Source organism: Mycobacterium neglectum, from assembly GCF_002591975.1.
Taxonomy (GTDB): Bacteria; Actinomycetota; Actinomycetes; order Mycobacteriales; family Mycobacteriaceae; genus Mycobacterium; species Mycobacterium neglectum.
Window position 1 is genome coordinate 80,817 of record NZ_NVQE01000015.1, and the last position, 16,151, is coordinate 96,967.

General features: G+C 65.6%; 17 protein-coding genes. 5 read left to right on the forward strand and 12 right to left on the reverse strand.

Translation table 11 applies throughout. From position 1 onward, the window contains the following. Positions 1-49: 49 nt before the first annotated feature. From CSQ99_RS14110 to CSQ99_RS14125, 4 genes are all read right to left on the reverse strand, one after another. Positions 50-1,306, reverse strand: a complete 1,257-nt coding sequence (locus CSQ99_RS14110) for an acyl-CoA dehydrogenase family protein (protein ID WP_099039653.1) — start codon at positions 1,304-1,306, stop codon at positions 50-52. Next, positions 1,303-2,439 carry an acyl-CoA dehydrogenase family protein gene (locus CSQ99_RS14115; protein ID WP_099039654.1) on the reverse strand — a complete coding sequence of 379 codons (1,137 nt, stop codon included), beginning with the start codon at positions 2,437-2,439 and terminating at the stop codon, positions 1,303-1,305. Before CSQ99_RS14115 ends, CSQ99_RS14110 begins: the two co-directional genes overlap by 4 nt. 79 nt (positions 2,440-2,518) lie before the next feature. Then, positions 2,519-3,739 (reverse strand): amidohydrolase family protein, encoded by a 1,221-nt coding sequence (locus tag CSQ99_RS14120; RefSeq protein WP_099039655.1) that lies wholly within the window; start codon positions 3,737-3,739, stop codon positions 2,519-2,521. Between the two features lie 102 nt (positions 3,740-3,841). Beyond that, positions 3,842-4,507 carry a TetR/AcrR family transcriptional regulator gene (locus CSQ99_RS14125; RefSeq protein WP_099039656.1) on the reverse strand — a complete coding sequence of 222 codons (666 nt, stop codon included), beginning with the start codon at positions 4,505-4,507 and terminating at the stop codon, positions 3,842-3,844. Positions 4,508-4,583: 76 nt separating this feature from the next. Here CSQ99_RS14125 and CSQ99_RS14130 point away from each other — a divergent pair, with 76 nt between their 5' ends. Next, the gene (locus CSQ99_RS14130; RefSeq protein WP_099039657.1) at positions 4,584-5,468 is read left to right on the forward strand and encodes an acyl-CoA thioesterase; all 885 of its coding nucleotides are present in this window, start codon (positions 4,584-4,586) and stop codon (positions 5,466-5,468) included. On the opposite strand, the gene CSQ99_RS14135 is transcribed toward CSQ99_RS14130, so the two are convergent. The 3 genes from CSQ99_RS14135 to ypfJ all read right to left on the reverse strand — a co-directional run bounded on the left by CSQ99_RS14135 (position 5,465) and on the right by ypfJ (position 7,775). After that, positions 5,465-6,298 (reverse strand): mycofactocin-coupled SDR family oxidoreductase, encoded by an 834-nt coding sequence (locus CSQ99_RS14135; protein WP_099039658.1) that lies wholly within the window; start codon positions 6,296-6,298, stop codon positions 5,465-5,467. The genes CSQ99_RS14130 and CSQ99_RS14135 overlap by 4 nt on opposite strands. Continuing rightward, positions 6,282-6,818 (reverse strand): DinB family protein, encoded by a 537-nt coding sequence (locus CSQ99_RS14140; protein WP_099039659.1) that lies wholly within the window; start codon positions 6,816-6,818, stop codon positions 6,282-6,284. The genes CSQ99_RS14135 and CSQ99_RS14140 overlap by 17 nt, the downstream gene beginning before the upstream one ends. Positions 6,819-6,887: 69 nt before the next feature. Further along, positions 6,888-7,775, reverse strand: a complete 888-nt coding sequence (ypfJ, locus tag CSQ99_RS14145; protein WP_099039660.1) for a KPN_02809 family neutral zinc metallopeptidase — start codon at positions 7,773-7,775, stop codon at positions 6,888-6,890. A gap of 75 nt (positions 7,776-7,850) precedes the next feature. On the opposite strand from ypfJ, the gene CSQ99_RS14150 reads away from it, so the two are divergent. Further along, positions 7,851-9,356 (forward strand): carboxylesterase/lipase family protein, encoded by a 1,506-nt coding sequence (locus CSQ99_RS14150; protein WP_099039661.1) that lies wholly within the window; start codon positions 7,851-7,853, stop codon positions 9,354-9,356. Here the strand turns inward: CSQ99_RS14150 and CSQ99_RS14155 are convergent. Both CSQ99_RS14155 and CSQ99_RS14160 read right to left on the reverse strand, forming a co-directional pair. Then, positions 9,353-9,859 (reverse strand): SRPBCC family protein, encoded by a 507-nt coding sequence (locus CSQ99_RS14155; RefSeq protein ID WP_099039662.1) that lies wholly within the window; start codon positions 9,857-9,859, stop codon positions 9,353-9,355. The genes CSQ99_RS14150 and CSQ99_RS14155 overlap by 4 nt on opposite strands. A 19-nt stretch (positions 9,860-9,878) precedes the next feature. Continuing rightward, complete coding sequence (locus CSQ99_RS14160) at positions 9,879-10,760, reverse strand: oxidoreductase (RefSeq protein WP_218014590.1); 882 nt, start codon at positions 10,758-10,760, stop codon at positions 9,879-9,881. Between the two features lie 73 nt (positions 10,761-10,833). Between CSQ99_RS14160 and aspS the strand changes: the two genes are divergently transcribed. Further along, positions 10,834-12,600 carry an aspartate--tRNA ligase gene (aspS, locus tag CSQ99_RS14165; protein ID WP_099039663.1) on the forward strand — a complete coding sequence of 589 codons (1,767 nt, stop codon included), beginning with the start codon at positions 10,834-10,836 and terminating at the stop codon, positions 12,598-12,600. On the opposite strand, the gene CSQ99_RS14170 is transcribed toward aspS, so the two are convergent. Then, the gene (locus tag CSQ99_RS14170; RefSeq protein WP_099039664.1) at positions 12,597-13,391 is read right to left on the reverse strand and encodes an SDR family NAD(P)-dependent oxidoreductase; all 795 of its coding nucleotides are present in this window, start codon (positions 13,389-13,391) and stop codon (positions 12,597-12,599) included. The two genes, aspS and CSQ99_RS14170, sit on opposite strands and share 4 nt — an antisense overlap. A 56-nt stretch (positions 13,392-13,447) precedes the next feature. Here CSQ99_RS14170 and CSQ99_RS14175 point away from each other — a divergent pair, with 56 nt between their 5' ends. Continuing rightward, positions 13,448-13,879: a nitroreductase/quinone reductase family protein gene (locus CSQ99_RS14175; protein ID WP_099039665.1), complete on the forward strand. Its 432-nt coding sequence runs from the start codon at positions 13,448-13,450 to the stop codon at positions 13,877-13,879. 52 nt (positions 13,880-13,931) lie between these two features. Here CSQ99_RS14175 and CSQ99_RS14180 read toward each other — a convergent pair whose 3' ends face one another. Next, positions 13,932-15,113, reverse strand: coding sequence for a thiolase family protein (locus CSQ99_RS14180; protein ID WP_099039666.1), 1,182 nt, complete (start codon positions 15,111-15,113; stop codon positions 13,932-13,934). Positions 15,114-15,207: 94 nt separating this feature from the next. On the opposite strand from CSQ99_RS14180, the gene CSQ99_RS14185 reads away from it, so the two are divergent. Further along, complete coding sequence (locus CSQ99_RS14185) at positions 15,208-15,678, forward strand: winged helix-turn-helix transcriptional regulator (protein ID WP_099039667.1); 471 nt, start codon at positions 15,208-15,210, stop codon at positions 15,676-15,678. Here the strand turns inward: CSQ99_RS14185 and CSQ99_RS14190 are convergent. Next, positions 15,675-16,055 carry an MmcQ/YjbR family DNA-binding protein gene (locus CSQ99_RS14190; protein ID WP_099039668.1) on the reverse strand — a complete coding sequence of 127 codons (381 nt, stop codon included), beginning with the start codon at positions 16,053-16,055 and terminating at the stop codon, positions 15,675-15,677. The two genes, CSQ99_RS14185 and CSQ99_RS14190, sit on opposite strands and share 4 nt — an antisense overlap. Positions 16,056-16,151 lie beyond the last annotated feature (96 nt).

The following is a 16,151-nucleotide window of genomic DNA, read 5'->3' on the forward strand; positions in this document are numbered from 1 at the left end:
GCTTCACTCGAACTTTCGCTGCTGGAATTCAGTTTCGCGTATTGGGCGCCTAACCCTTGTTGCGCCTGACCTGATTGAACGGCACGCCACGGTCGGCGGCGTGCTCACGCGGAAAGCCCAGCACGCGTTCGCCAATGATGTTGCGCGCGATCTCGGTGGTGCCACCGCCGAGCGCCGCCGCCTGTCGCGACAGGTAGCGCTCGCCGAAACGGATCATGTCGTCGCCGGCATCGACGACGCCGGAACTTCCGGTGAGCGACAGCACGGTGTCGAACTCCAGATGATGTACCTCGGCGTGGGTGACGCGGATGATCGAACCCGCGGCCGGTGGCAGCGAGCCGTCGAGGACACCGTGATACACGTGGTCGATCAGCTGCTCGCGCACCGCCCGGTGCACCAACGCCCGGCCCGCGGCCTCCTGCGCTCGCTCGCTGTCGGCCTGCCCGGTCGCTTCCAGCAGTGCGACGTAATCGATCGGTACGTCGGACTTGCCTTCGGCACCAATGCCGCTCGCGAACTCCGAACCCCCGCCGACGGCCCGGCGCTCGTGGTACAGCTGCCTCGACGCCACGTGCCAGCCGCCGTTGACCTCGCCGACGACGGCGTCGTCGGCGAGTTCGAGGTTGTCGAAGAATTCCTCGCAGAACTCGACCGACCCGTTGACCTGCTTGATGCGCCGCAGCGTGATTCCCTCGCTGTTGATCGGCACGAGGAACATCGTCAGGCCTTCGTGCTTGGGGACGTCCCAGTCGGTGCGGGCCAGCATCAGCCCGTAGTCGGCGGCGAACGCGCTGGTGCTCCAGGTCTTGGCACCATTGATCACCCATGTGTCACCCTTGCGGTCGGCGCGGGTGATGACTCCTGCGAGATCCGACCCGCCGCTGGGCTCCGACAGCAGTTGTACGAGCACCTCCTCACCGCGTAGCGCGGCCGAGATGTGTTGCTGCTTCTGCTCTTCGGACCCGGTATCGAGGATGGTCGCGGCGCAGATCGTGAAGGTCGGGGTGTTCAGGATGACCGGAAGTTCATAGCAGCGTGACTCGATGTTGAACGCCTTCTGATAGGCGATCGGCAGACCGAGGCCGCCGTACTCGCGAGGGAAGCAGATCCCGGCGAACCCGCCCTCGTACAGTTTCTTCTGCAGCTCCCTGGCGCGATCCCATGGTTCTTCTTCGCCGCGGTCGTGCTCGGGCGGGTCGGCCGGATCGATCGGCGGCATGTTCTCGGCCAACCAGATTCGGGCCCGCGTTGCGAACTCTTCGACCGACTCGGTTGTTTCCGTTGGTGCGGAGGCGGTGTCGGTCATGATGCGTGCTCCAGGTTCTTGGTGAGCGCGTACACGCGGAGATTGTGATCCTCGGGTGTGCCGAACATCGAGCGGTACAGCGTTGCCCGCCGCAGAAAGATGTGCAGATCGTGTTCCCAGGTCACGCCGATGCCGCCGTGCAGTTGGACGCAATCCTGCAGCATGCCCGGTGCACGTTCACCCACATAGGATTTCGCGACGCTGACCGCCATCCCGGCTCCGGCCGAGCGCGCGGCCACCTCGATCACCGCGGCCTTCGTCGTCGCGCGGCACGACTCGAACCAGATCTTCAGGTCGGCGTACTTGTGTTTAAGGGCCTGGTAGGAGCCGATCGGCCTGCCGAACGAATGCCGGTCGAACCCCCACTGGATGGTGAAGTCGAGCACCGTCTCCAGTATCCCGACAATTTCGGCGCACTGGAGAATCGCGGCGATCTGGCTCTGCCTCGCGATGAGGGCCGGGGTCTGTTCGGCGGAGCCGACGACGGCGGACGCATCCACCTCGACGCCGTCGAATTGCACTCGGGCGTAGGTCTTCACCATATCGATCGATCGCTGGGATTCGACGCTGACGCCCGGTGCGTCCGTTGGAACCACGAACTGTCGCACCGCGCCGTCGCAATTCGCCACCACCAGCAGAACCGCGCTCTCGGCGCCGGCCTCGACACGGTCCTTCACACCGTCGATGCGGTACCCGGTGTCGGTGCGCGTCGCGGTCACGGCGGCATCGAGAGGCGACCACTGCTTGCCCGGTTCGTAGACCGCCCACGAGGCCACGACCTCACCGGAGACCAGGGATTCGATTGTCTGCTCGTGGTTCTCCGGGGCTTCCGCCAAACCCGCCAGCACGATGCTGACCGGATGTAGTGGACCGGGTGCGACGGTCCGGCCGGACAATTCGGCGACGAGCGCGAGGTCGGCGACGCCATCGCCGGACACACTGCCACCGCCGAGTTCCTCGGGCACCAGCAGGCTGGTCCAGCCGAGTTCGGTGGCGCGCCGCCACCAGTCCATATCGAACGATGTTCCGGCGTCTTGCATTTCACGCAGCCGACCCAGTGAGGCACCCTTTTCGAGGAACGACTGGGTAGTGGACGCGAACAGCAGCCGTTCTGGGTTTGGGGCGTCGGTCACGGCGCGAACTCGCTTTCAATAACGCGTGAACGTGCGTGTCGGAGTACCGGCACGCACGTCACGATTGAGGCGGTAGGGGTCAGGCGAATTCCATCGCGGGAACGCCAGGCTTGTGGACGATCTCGTTCGGAATCTTGAACAGGTCGATCATGTTGCCACCCATGATCTTTCGCTGTCCTTCGGCATCGAGGCCCTGGAGGTCGTCGATCAGGTGCGTCGGCTGCGACAGGCCTTCGGGGTGTGGCCAGTCGGAACCGAAGATCACGCGGTCGACACCACACAGCTCGGCCATCTGGGCGAAGTCGTCCTCCCAGAACGGTGCGACGTAGACGCAGCGCCGGAACGCCTCGATCGGGTCCTCGAGGAAGCCTTGAGGCATCTTCGAGTAGACGTTCTTGAACTGCTTGAACAAGTAGGGCACCCAGTCGGCGCCGTTCTCGATCGACAAGATGCGAAGGCCCGGGTTGCGTGTCAGCGCACCATGGCACACCAGCGCCGCCATCGTGTCTTCGATGGGCCGCTTACCCATCGCGACCATGCGGAACGACGTGGGCGCGAACGGCTTGAACTCGTCGCCGGGCTCCCAGTCGTTCAGGTACTCGGAGTATCCGCTGTCCGAGGCGTGCATCGAGACAGGGATGCCGGCCTTGACGCAGGCGTCCCAGAACGGGTCGAATTCCTCGACTCCCATGGAGCGGGTGCCGCGGTAGCCGGGCACCGGCGCGGGCCGGACCAAGACGGTCTTGGCGCCGCGCTCCAGGCACCAATCCAGTTCCTCGAGAGCGCGATCGACATTGCCAAGATTGATGACGGGCGTGGAGAAGATGCGGTCCTCGTAGTTGAACTGCCAGGTCTCGTACATCCACTGGTTCAACGCGTGGACGATGTCGAGGATCAGGTCGGGATCGTCCTTGAGTCGCTCCTCGACGAGGCTGGCCAGCGTCGGGAACATCAGGGTGTAGTCCAACGCGAGGCTGTCCATCACCTCGATGCGTGCCTCCGGATTTCGGAAGGCTGGAATCGCCTTCATCGGCTTTCCCATCACCTCGCGGAAGCTCTTGCCGCCGCTGCCGTGGCGGAAGTACTCCTCCTGCGCGCCTGGCCGGGCGACCACCTCGAACGTCGGGTTGGGGATGTAGTCGCTGACGACGTTGCGCACCATGATCTTGGTGCGGCCGCGGACGTCGATGTAGTCGATGACGCCCTTGCGGTGATCCGGCAAGAACTGCGTCAACGCCTCTTTGGGCTCATAGAAGTGGTTGTCGGCATCGAACACCGGATAGGGGAGCTCGCGGGTCATATTCCGCCTCCTGGAAGTCTCGTCGTGGCTGTCGTGGTAACGACATTACCACGGCTGGACCAGCGAAAACAGCACACCGGATTCACCGGGTGCCGGTGCAGGTCAGACGGGGTCGCGACGGCCGGTGAGGCTGCTGACGCAGAAGTCGTAGATGTGGTCGGCATCCACGGGGACGCCGCTGAGTTCGGCGCCGAGCACCCGCAACCGCATGGCCCCGAGCGCCGACTGCATGATCAGCGCCGCCGTCGCGTCGATGTCGATGTCGGTCCGGAAACGGCCCTCGTCGATACCGGCGTGGATGATGTCTTTGATCAGCTCGTGCACCGGCGAGAGCACTCGCGCGTACTCGCTGGGCAGCGCCTCGGCCAGGCGGTCGTTGTAGAACGTCAGGCCTCGGTTGACCTTGTCCTGTGTCGTGGTTTCCGCCGGCGTGCAGATGCGGTCGATCAGTATCCGCAGGGCATCGACGGCGGGCAGGCCGGCCGTATCCGCACGCCACTTGCGCGTCGATTCCGACATGATCTTGTCGACCAGCGCGAGCAGCAACTCGTCCTTGGTGGAGAAGTGCTGGTAGAACGATCGAAGGGACGTCTTGGACCGTTCCACGACCTCCAGCACGGTGAAGTCGGTGCGTCCGGTCTCGCCGAGAATTGCCAATGCCGACTTCATGAATCGCTTCGGGCGCGACTCCGGATCCAGGTCGACGGCAGCGTCCGACGTCGCCGGGCGGGCTCCTCCACCTGGCGGCCGACCGCTGCGCTTCGCCATGGGCACCTTCCTGGTCGCGTGCAATGTCGGTAACGACGTTACCGCTTTTGTCCGGCCTCGGTTAGTGTTCCCTCCCATGACCACAGACTCAGCGCAGACGCCCTGGACCGTTCAGAGCCTGCTCGACCTGTTCGACGTGCAGCCCGACGGTGAGAACAGATTCATCGCCGAGACCGGGCCCGCCGGGGAGGACGATCGCCAGGTAGTCGAGGGTACGCAGGTACTTGCCCAAACGATTGTCGCTGTGGCCAAACGCTTTCCGGAGAAGTCGGTGCGCTCGGTGTCCGCGGTCTTCGCTCGCGCGGTCCTGGTCGGCGCGGGACCGGTCGAGATCGAGTTGGACGTGGTCAACGAAGGCCGGTCGACCGCGACCGCGATCGTCGCCGCCAAGCAGAACGGCAAGCGATGCATCACGGCGACCGTGCTGACCGACGTTCCCACCGCCGACGTCATCCGCCACCACCTGCCGCGGCCCGATGTCACAGGGCCCGCCGACGCGAATGTGGCGTCGATGCCGATGACCGGACGGGAACTGCGCCTGGTCGACGTCGTCGACGTGAACAGCCCCGATGAGGTCGGGCCGCCGGAACTGTATGCGTGGCTGCATTACGACCCGATCCCCGCGAGGGACGATCTGGCGAAAGCACTGATCGCGTATTTCACCGGGCACCTTGGTATTTCGACGACGATGCGCGCACACGAGGGCATCGGGACCGCGCAGGCGCACCTGACCGTGTCGACGGCGCCGATGACGGTGACGGTCAGCTTCCACGAGCCGTTCACGTGGGACGGCTGGCTGCTCTACACCCACGAGAGCACCCAGGTGGGTGCGGGCATGTCGTATGTGCGCGGCGCCGTTCACACCGAGAGCGGTGAGCTCATCGCATCGTTTGGTCAGGACGCGTTGATCCGCCCGCTGCGCACCACCGACACCAGCATCAAGGAGCAGTCGCGGCTCTAGATCTTGAGATAGCCCTTGTCCGCGGGAATCTGAGCAGCGGTCACCAGTGACGCGCCATCGCCGGCCAGCCACACGACGATGTCGGACACCAGATCCGGTGCGGCGAGCGAGTCGGTCGGCAGGGCGCCCGGCGAGAAGCTGTGGATGTATGTCTGATGGTCGGCGAACATCTGGTACATCGACACGTCGTTGCCCATCGGTGTGTCGGTGCCATACGGGTGCACCGAGTTCACCCGTATTCCGAACTCGCCCAGCTCGATCGCCAGTGAGTTGGTCAACGCGACGACACCGAATTTGCTTGCGCAGTAATGCCCGCCGCCGGGAACGGCCTTGATGCCCGCCGCCGAGCTGATGTTGATGATTGACCCGCCGTTTCCGGCTTCGATCATCGCCGGGACGACCGCCTTGATGGTGTTCCACACGCCGGTCAGGTTGATGTCGATGACGTCCTGCCACTGCTGGGCCGAAATCTCCCACAGTCGACCCCAATTCAGGACGCCGGCATTGGCGACGACGATGTCGAGCCGGCCGAACTGCTCGATCGCGTCGGCCACCACCCGCTGCTGGCCTTCGAGGTCGCGAACGTCGACCTCCTCTGCGCGGATCTTGCGGCCCTCACCCTCGACCAGACTCACCGTCTCGGCGAGGTCTTCTGGCAGCGCCGGGGCATAGCCATTGTGCTCGGCAACCGGCGCGCAGGCGTCGATCGCGATGATGTCAGCACCTGCCCTCGCCAACCGAATGCAGTGTGAACGTCCTTGTCCGCGCGCCGCTCCCGTGACGTAGGCGACCTTGCCCGCCAGCGGTGTGTCTTCAGCCATGACCGACATCGTGCGCGTGATGGACGATGTCATGCAAGTGGTAGATCGCAATTGATGCGATTGTGAACTCGCTGCCGTTGCTGCGCAGACCGCGCCGCGACCACGCGTCGGGCGGTACGCCGGCGTAGGTGTCGGCGACGACACCGGCGGCGTCGACCAACTCGGTGGCGACGGTGGCGGGGTCTTGCGAACCGTAGTCATCGGCCAGCGCCGTCTCATCCTGGTCCCAGTTTTCAAACAGCGGCACGTCCTCGTCGAGCATCAGCCGGACCCGACGGTTGAAGATGCGGTGCACGTCGCGGATGTGGCAGCCGTACTCCAGTGTCGACCACACGGTCAGCTGCGGCCGAACGCTGACACCGGGTTTGGAGAGCCGCGGCACCCATTGCTTGGCGTCGACGCGGATGTGGGCGGCGACGTCGGTGTGGTGCAAGGAGTTCGGGGCAAAGCCGCACTCGGGGCACGGGCGCGAAAGGACCCAGGTCCAGTCCTTGGTGTCGGGCTCGATGGGGTCACGCTCGGGCGTCACCCTCTCAGTGTGGCAGCCGTGTCGCTGATCCGGCGCACGGCGATCAAACCGGATCAGCTGGCGGCGAAATCACCCCAGATTGCCGGCGGAGAACGTGTCGCAACTGTTGACGTCGCCGGTGCGGTAACCCTGGGTGAACCACTTCTGCCGTTGTTCTGACGAGCCGTGGGTCCATGCCTCCGGATTGACACGTCCGGTGGCGGCCTGCTGGATGCGGTCGTCGCCCACCGATGCCGCGGCCGATAGGGCGTCGGCAATGTCTTTGTCGCTCAACGGCTCCAGGAACGGCACCCCGGTGCTCTCCTGCCTGGTGATGGTCGCGTAGTGGGCCCAGATGCCTGCGTAGCAGTCGGCCTGCAACTCGGTGCGCACGCCGCCGCCCGTTGCGCCTTCCGGATCACGTTGCGCGTTGACGAGTGAACCCTGAAGGTTCTGCACATGGTGGCCGTACTCGTGGGCCACCACGTACTCCTGGGCCAACGGACCACCGCTGGAACCGAACTGGTTCTTGAGCACATCGAAGAATCCGACATCGAAGTACGCGGTCTGATCGCCGGGGCAGTAGAAGGGTCCGACGTCGCTTGTCGCAGGCCCACAGGCGGTCTGGATCTGATCGGTGAAGATCTCCATCCGCGGCCGCTGATAACCCGGCAGCAGCTGCTGCCACACCGCGTCCACCGAGTTGCCCGTCGCGATCACCCGGCACTGCACAATGTTGTTCGCGTCCTCGCCGGTCTTGCATTGGCTGGTATCGAAGCCGGGCGTCTCGACGCCGCCGGCGTCATATTGCTGCGTCGGCATGACCGTGCTCGGATCGACACCGAGGAACAGCGCGACGACGAGGATGAGTAGTCCACCGACGCCGCCGCCCACCGCGATGCCGCGTCCCGGCCCGCGACCGCCACCGCTGGTGGAGGTGGTGCTCGTGTCGATCTGCATGCCTTCGTTGAAGGTCATCGCATTACCTCGTTTGCGCTCGCCGCACGGGTCTGGCACCCAGTTGCATTCAGCTTTGCACACTACGATTTAGGCGTGGCAGTCGTTGTCGGACACTCGACAGTCGTGCGTACGGATTTAGGGGACATACGCGGTACGACCGAAGGCGGTGTCGGGGTCTGGCGTGGCGTGCCCTACGCCGAGCAGCCGGTGGGGGATCGACGATTCCTGGCTCCGGTGCCGCAACAGCCGTGGACCGGTGCCCTCGACGCGCTCGAACACGGGCCGCTGCCGCCGCAGAGTAAATCGTTCGTCGGCGGCGGCCGCGACGATCCGAAAGTTCGCGACGAAGCCTGTCTGACGCTGACGGTGTGGTCACCGGACACCAGTGCTTCGCTTCCGGTGATGGTGTGGATTCCCGGCGGCGCGTTCGTATACGGCGCCGGGCAGTTTCAGCTTTACAACGGCTCGCGGCTGGCCGCCAACGGTGACGTCGTGGTCGTCAACATCACCTACCGGATCGGGGTATTCGGCGGGTTCGAGCTCAGCGACATCGGCGACGGATTCGATGACAACCTTGCGCTGCGCGATCAGATGGCGGCGCTGCACTGGGTCCGCGCGCACATCGCCGCGTTCGGCGGCGACCCCGACCGGGTGACCGTTTTCGGGGAGTCGGCGGGCGCCACGTCGGTGCTGGCACTACTGGCCAGCCCCGCGGCCAAAGGACTGTTCAGCCGGGCGATCGCACAGAGTCCGGCGTTGCCGCTGATCGGCGAACGCGAAACCCGGGCCAGGCAGGCGCACGAATTCGTCAAGCGCTTGGGCGTTGACGTCGGCGAGGTCAAGCAGCTGCCGCAGCGGCAGCTGCGCCGGGCGGCCGGCATGCTTCAGCTCAAGAGCGCGTCGAGCACACCGAACCTTGCCTACGGATTGACCTACGGCGTCGACCTGCTGCCGAGCCATCCGGTGGAGGCGGCGCGCGCGGGCGCGGTTGAGCGGATGCCGCTGATCATCGGTACCAACAGCCACGAGGCTTCGATGTTCGCGTGGACCAAGCCGCCGATGCTGCCGACCACCACGGCCTCCATCGGCGCCTATCTCGATCGCGTCGCACCGGATGCCAGGGACGAGGTATTGGCCGCATATCCGGAGTATCCGAAGCGGAGGGCGCTGATCGCGTTCGGCTCCGACGTCATGTTCGGCGGCCCGGCATGGGCGTTCGCCGACGCGTACAGTGCGATCGCGCCGACGCACATGTACCGGTTCGACCATGTCGGCTGGAGTCTGCGGATGCTGGGTCTGGGCGCCACTCACGGCAGCGAGATCGTGCATATCCAGCACAGCTATGCGTCGTTTATCGGGCGCAAGCTCCATCCGCTCGGGCGTCGGCTACAACCGCCGGTCGGTCGGCGGATGCAGAGCGCCTGGCTGGACTTCGCGACCAAGGGGTGGGACACCGGCGAGATCCAGTGGTCCAATGGCCACGACTGGCCGGCCTATGACACCGACCGCCGCGTCACCCGCATCATCATGACCGCCCGCGACACCGTGACCGAGGACCCCGACGCCGCGCGCCGGAAGGTCTGGGCCCGCCTGGGCTAAGCGGTGGTTGCATACCGCTTGTCGGAGTAGTCGCGAAGGTTGTACAGAAACTTCTGGAACGTGCGTGCCATAAGCGGCTTGCCCAGCGTCATACCGATGCGACCCGAAGCGCCTTTGGGCTTCATCGCCATCACCCACGTCAGGTGGCAGCCGTCGGCCGTCGGCACCACCCGGTAGTCCTCGGCGAAAGCCGAGATGGAGCTGCTGGATGCCTTGTTGAACCGAAAAGCCATGTGGGTGCAGGGTTCCCAAGCCAGGAACTCCTCGTCGCCGACGATGCCGCCGCGCATGTTCACCGTCCGTGTCGTGCCGATGCCACGTGGCTCGGGACTGGTCCATGTGACCTTGGTGATCGCGGTCGCCCAGTGCGGCCAGGACTCGGCGTCGGCGAGCACCTCGAACAGCTGCTCGGGCGTGATCTTCAGGTCTACGGTGCTGACGAACCGAAACGGCGCACCGTCGATGAAGTCGAGGTCAACCAGCTCACAAGCATGCATGGCCATACACGGTAGCCGACTGTGTCTAGCCGGGCCCGTCGCTGGCCGCGGCCAACAACGGAACCAGGACATCACTGATCGGGGTGGCCAACCCGTGCTCGGCGGCCTTGCGCGAGATGACGCCGTTGCGGATATCCCATTCCAGCGGGCGGTGCGCCTCTCGATCGGTGAGGATCGACGTCGTCATGTCCTCGGGCACCTGGGTAAAGAGGCGAACCGTCTGGTCGATCATCTCGTCGCCGAGGTTGGCGCCCTCGGCGCGCGCTACGGCCACGCACTCCGCGACGTAGCCGCGGGCCATGGCGGCGACGTCCTCGCGGCGGAACATCCCCGACTTGCGCCCGGTGAGCACCATGAGCCCTGCGACGGCATTGACCAGCAGCTTGTGCCAGGTTGCGGTCACGAAGTCGGGATCCGTGTCGACCGAAAGCCGGGGACCGCGCAACACCTCGGCGAGTCGCCTCGCAGCCACTGTTTCGGGTAGGACCAGCCGAACTGGCGTGCGTAGCCGCACCCACCCCTCGGGTTGTGTCTCGGCGGAGAACCACACCACGCACGGGACGACGGTCGACTCGGGGCAGAACCTTCCGACGCGCTCGACCTGCTCTACGCCGTTCTGCAGCGCACATACCACCGTGCGTTCGTCGCACAATCGGGCCAGCCAGGCCGCGGCCTGCGCGTTCTGGGTGTCCTTGACGGCGAGCAGCACCACGTCGAGGGGCCCGTCGACCTGGGCGGGGTCGGTGTGGACTGGGTGAGGCACCACGATCGGGTCGCCGTCGTCGGGACGCAATTCCAATGACGGTCGCTGCGTACGCCCACCCACTATGACCTCGTGACCAGCGGCGTAGACCAGAGCCGCGATTGTGGTGCCGATAGCGCCCGGTCCAACCACTGCGATCCTCACGCTGACGAAATTACCCGTGGAGGTGCACCTCTAGACTGTGCAGTCGGTCCATCCCCGTTTGCGAGGAGAGTTCGTGCTGCGCAGTCACGCCGCCGGTTCGTTGCGGTCCACCGATGCCGGTCAGCAGGTGACGCTTGCCGGCTGGGTTGCGCGCCGTCGCGACCACGGCGGTGTCATATTCATCGACCTTCGCGATGCGTCCGGCGTATCGCAGGTGGTGTTCCGCGAGGCGGACGTGCTGGCGAACGCGCACCGGCTGCGTGCGGAGTACTGCATCGCTGTCGACGGAGTCGTCGAGATCCGACCCGAGGGTAATGCGAACTCCGAAATCTCCACGGGCGACATCGAAGTCAACGCCACGTCGCTGACCGTGCTGGGGGAGAGCGCACCGCTGCCGTTCCAGCTCGACGAGCAGGCCGGCGAGGAATCCCGGCTGAAGTACCGATATCTCGATCTGCGGCGCGATGGCCCGGGAAACGCGATCCGCTTGCGTTCCAAGGTGAATGCGGCGGCGCGCGGCGTACTCGCCAACCATGACTTCGTCGAGATCGAGACGCCGACGCTGACGCGCTCCACACCTGAGGGGGCGCGCGATTTCCTGGTGCCCGCGCGGCTGCAGCCGGGCAACTTCTACGCGCTGCCGCAGAGCCCGCAGCTGTTCAAGCAGTTGCTCATGGTGGCGGGCATGGAGCGCTACTACCAGATCGCCCGTTGCTATCGCGACGAGGATTTCCGCGCCGACCGCCAGCCCGAGTTCACCCAGCTCGACATGGAGATGAGCTTCGTCGACGCCGACGATGTGATCGCGGTGTCCGAGGAGGTGCTGCGGGCTTTATGGTCTTTGATCGGCTATGACCTGCCGACGCCGATCCCGCGGATCAGCTACGTCGACGCGATGCGCCGGTTCGGTTCCGACAAGCCCGACCTGCGATTCGGCCTGGAACTCGTCGAGTGCACGGAGTACTTCTCCGACACCACCTTTCGAGTGTTCCAGGCGCCGTACGTCGGCGCCGTCGTCATGCCAGGTGGCGCGTCGCAGCCACGGCGCACCCTCGACGGCTGGCAGGAATTCGCCAAGCAGCGCGGGCACAAGGGGCTGGCGTATGTGCTCGTCGCCGACGACGGCACCCTCGGCGGCCCGGTCGCCAAGAACCTCACCGATGCCGAACGGGACGGGCTCGCTGCGCATGTCGGGGCGAAGCCGGGGGACTGCATCTTCTTCTCCGCCGGCCCGACGAAGGCGGCGCGTGCGCTTCTCGGAGCGACCCGTATCGAGGTCGCCAAGCGCCTCGACATGATCGATCCCAACGCGTGGGCCTTCACCTGGGTGGTGGACTGGCCGTTGTTCGAGGCCGCCGACGAGGCTGCTGCGGCCGGCGATGTGGCGGTGGGCTCCGGAGCGTGGACGGCGGTGCACCATGCGTTCACCTCGCCCAAGCCGGAATCGGAAGCGACGTTTGACACCGATCCCGGTTCGGCGTTGGCCAACGCCTACGACATCGTCTGCAACGGCAACGAGATCGGTGGCGGATCGATCCGTATACATCGTCGCGATGTCCAGGAGCGGGTGTTCGCGATGATGGGCATCGACCACGACGAAGCTCAGGAAAAGTTTGGATTCCTTTTGGACGCCTTCACTTTCGGCGCTCCGCCGCACGGTGGCATCGCGTTCGGCTGGGACCGCATCACTGCGCTGCTCGCCGGCTTCGATTCGATCCGCGAGGTCATCGCATTCCCGAAGTCCGGTGGTGGTGTCGATCCGCTGACCGATGCACCCGCGCCGATCACCGCGCAACAGCGCAAGGAATCGGGCATCGACGCCAAGCCCAAGACCGACTAGGTCGGCCAGTCGCATCCCGTCAGCTCGGCGGAGCGCTCCCATAGCCTGCGGGCCATCACGGGATCGCTCGCCTTGGGCCGCAGCTTGGTCACCTTCGGCGGGCCGAACTGATTGAAACGCGGCGCGAGATACGTGCCGCTGGGCAGATCGGTCGACACCGCCTGCAGGCTGGCCCGTGCGCCTTGGGCCGGCGTGTGCAGAAATCTGCGCATTCCCCGGTGCTCGCCCATTCCCATCGACCTGGTGATGTCGGTATCGGTCGCACCCGGATCCGACGCGTAGGCGCGGACGCCGCGCGCGGCGAGTTCGCGAACGAAGAGCAGGTTGGCCAGCTTGGACTGGCCGTAGGCGCTCCACTTCGAGTACTTCCGTGTGTGCCAGTTGAGGTCGGCCAGGTCGAGCCGGGTGAACAGGTACGTCGCACTCGCGACCGAGACGACCCGGTCCTTGATCCGGTCGCCGAGCAGACAGGTCAAGGCGAAATGCCCGAGGTGGTTCGTGCCCATATGGGCCTCGAAGCCGTCGACCGTGCGGGTCAACGGCATGCCCATGACCCCGGCGTTGTTCACCAGCACGTCAACGGATTCCACCGATTCGGCGAATGCCCGCACGCTGGCCAGGTCCGCCAAGTCGAGCGCACGCACTTCGACGTCGCCCGGCATCTCGGCGGCGACTCGCTGGGCTTTGTCGATGGTGCGGCACGCGATCACCACGCTGTGGCCCTCGGCGGCGAGCGCCGTCGCTGTCGCCGCGCCGACACCGCTGTTGCCGCCCGTGATGATCACCCGCATGTCTGCTGATTATTCGGAAGCGGAATAGATCCGGCCGGGCGGGGGATAGTTCAAGCATGACCGAGATACCCGACGCCGAGACCATGAAGGCGTTCAACGCGAATATCGTCGACGAGTTCCGTGCCAACGGCGGCAAGGTCGGCGGTCCGTTCGAAGGCGGAACCCTGCTACTGCTCACGACCACGGGCGTGAAGTCCGGCCAACCGCGACTCGCGCCGCTGGCGTACCTCACCATCGACGACAAGATGATCATCATCGGGTCGAAGGCCGGCGCCGACACGAATCCCGACTGGGTGCACAACCTGCGCGCCAACCCACGGGCGCACGTCGAAGTCGGAACCACGGACTACGACGTGACCGCCCGCGAGTTGCCGCCCGCCGAGCGCGATGCCGTGTACCCGAAGATCGTCGAGCAGTCGCCGGTCTTCGGTGACTACCAGGCCAACACCAGCCGCGTCATCCCGCTCTTCGAGCTCCAGAAGGCGTGATTTCGGTGCGCAAACAATCGCTGAGCGAGCGTTTGCGCACCGAATTCGCCGACTAGAGTCGCTCGATGATGGTGGCGTTGGCCATGCCGCCGCCCTCACACATCGTCTGCAGCCCGTAGCGACCACCACGCTGCTCCAACGCATTGACCAGCGTGCTCATGATGCGTGCACCTGAAGCACCCAGCGGGTGACCGATCGCGATGGCACCGCCGTTGACGTTGGTCTTCGACAGGTCGGCGCCGACATCGTGTGCCCACGCCAGCACAACCGGCGCGAAGGCCTCGTTGACCTCGAACAGGTCAATGTCGGCCAGCGTCAGTCCGGCCCGCTGCAACACCTTTTCGGTCGCGGGGATGACGCCGGTCAGCATGTACAGCGGATCGGATCCCACCACGGTCGTCGTATGGATACGAGCCAGCGGACGCAGGCCAAGCCGCTTGGCGACCTCACTCGTGGTGATCATCACCGCCGCGCTGCCGTCTGACAGCGGCGACGAGTTGCCGGGCGTGATCTCCCAATTGATCTGGGGGAACCGCGCCTCATAGGCGGGACTGTAGAACGCGGGCTTGAGACCCGCCAGTGTCTCCACGGTGGTGCCGGGGCGAATGATCTCGTCGGTGGCCAGCCCCGCGATCGGAATCAGCTCGTTGTCGAAACGGCCCTCTTTGGTTGCCTGCGCGGCCTTTTCGTGACTGCCTGCGGAGAACTCGTCGAGCTGTTGCCGCGAGAAGCCCCATTTGGCCGCGATCAGTTCGGCGCTGATGCCCTGCGGCACCAACCCCTCCGGATAGCGCTGCGCCATGGCGCCGAACGGGTCGCTGCCCGGCAGCACACTCGAACCCATCGGTACTCGCGACATCGACTCCACGCCCGCGGCGACGACGATGTCGTAGGCGCCCGCGATCACGCCCTGTGCCGCGAAGCTGATCGCCTGCTGGCTGCTGCCGCACTGGCGGTCGACGGTGGTGCCGGGCACGGTCTCGGGGAAGCCGGCGGCCAGTAGCGCGTTGCGCCCGATATTGACGGCCTGATCGCCGACCTGCGAGACGGCGCCGGTGATGACGTCGTCGATCTGTGCCGGGTCGATGCCCGTGCGCTTCACCAGCTCGGTCAGGCTGTGTGCCAGAAGATCGACGGGCAGCACGTCGTGCAGTGCGCCGCTGGCCTTGCCCTTTCCGATCGGCGTGCGTACCGCCTCGACGATGACCGCGTCCCGGCCTGCATATCCAGCCATTTCAGCCTCCTGTACTCACCACTGAGTAATGCTTCCTATACCCAGCTATATCACCTAGGTATACTTAGAACAACTCAGAGGGAGGGGGAATTCCATGACGATGCTGGAGGGCCGGTTGGCCGACCGCGAGACCTGGTCGGCGATCGGCGAATGCCCGGTCGAGAAGACGATGGCGCTCTTGGGGACCAAGACGGCGATGCTGATCATGCGCGAGGCCTACTACGGCACGACCCGGTTCGACGACTTCTGGCGTCGTGTCGGTGTTACCAAGGCCGCTGCCGCCGCACGTCTGTCGGAACTGGTCGAGGCCGGCCTGCTCGAGCGGCGGCCGTATCAGGAGCCGGGGCAGCGCAGCCGAGACGAGTACGTGCTGACCGAGGCGGGCACCGAGTTCATGCCGGTGGTGTGGGCGATGTTCGAGTGGGGGCGCCGCCACCTGCCCAACCGCTCACGGTTGCGCCTGGCGCACGCGGATTGCGGCGCTGAGGCCACCGTCGAAATCCGTTGCGAGAAGGGGCATCACGTGCCGCCCGACGAGCTGATCGTCAGGGCTGTCCGAAGCTAACGCTCCTCGGCGAGGTACTTCTTCGCCAGCGATTTGGGCGCCTGCGCGAGCCACGCGTCGGTGACGAGTTCGGTGAGTTCGGGCACTCCGATCGTCGCAAGCCGGACCAGCACCATCGGGTAGCCGTCGAAGTGCGGCGTGGTGAAGTACACGTCGGGGTCGTCGGCGACGAGCGCGAATTTCACCCCTTCATCCGCAACGCGCGCTCCGAGAATGTCGCCGTCCGGAGCGTCGTCGCCGAGCGCCACGTAGTCGGCCTTGCGCAGCGGCCGCTCCCACACCATCAGCTTCTTGCGCACCCGCCAGTTCCGCGGCGAGGTTTCGGCGGTCTCCGGCAACTGGCCGACGATTCGTCCGACGTCCTTCCAGGTGGCCACGGGAGACGATTGTGCGCGGTTAGGGTTCTCCAGTGCTGCATTTACGGGTGATAGCGCCCGGGGAGAACCTGGTAGGCATCGTCATCGCCGGGGTGC

Coding starts and splice junctions, on each gene's coding strand:
- CSQ99_RS14110 (WP_099039653.1), bottom strand. CDS start 1,306: ATGACCGACACCGCCTCCGCACCAACGGAAACAACCGAGTCGGTCGAA.
- CSQ99_RS14120 (WP_099039655.1), bottom strand. CDS start 3,739: ATGACCCGCGAGCTCCCCTATCCGGTGTTCGATGCCGACAACCACTTC.
- CSQ99_RS14125 (WP_099039656.1), bottom strand. CDS start 4,507: ATGGCGAAGCGCAGCGGTCGGCCGCCAGGTGGAGGAGCCCGCCCGGCG.
- CSQ99_RS14130 (WP_099039657.1), top strand. CDS start 4,584: ATGACCACAGACTCAGCGCAGACGCCCTGGACCGTTCAGAGCCTGCTC.
- CSQ99_RS14135 (WP_099039658.1), bottom strand. CDS start 6,298: ATGTCGGTCATGGCTGAAGACACACCGCTGGCGGGCAAGGTCGCCTAC.
- ypfJ (WP_099039660.1), bottom strand. CDS start 7,775: ATGACCTTCAACGAAGGCATGCAGATCGACACGAGCACCACCTCCACC.
- CSQ99_RS14155 (WP_099039662.1), bottom strand. CDS start 9,859: ATGGCCATGCATGCTTGTGAGCTGGTTGACCTCGACTTCATCGACGGT.
- CSQ99_RS14170 (WP_099039664.1), bottom strand. CDS start 13,391: ATGCGGGTGATCATCACGGGCGGCAACAGCGGTGTCGGCGCGGCGACA.
- CSQ99_RS14175 (WP_099039665.1), top strand. CDS start 13,448: ATGACCGAGATACCCGACGCCGAGACCATGAAGGCGTTCAACGCGAAT.
- CSQ99_RS14180 (WP_099039666.1), bottom strand. CDS start 15,113: ATGGCTGGATATGCAGGCCGGGACGCGGTCATCGTCGAGGCGGTACGC.
- CSQ99_RS14185 (WP_099039667.1), top strand. CDS start 15,208: ATGACGATGCTGGAGGGCCGGTTGGCCGACCGCGAGACCTGGTCGGCG.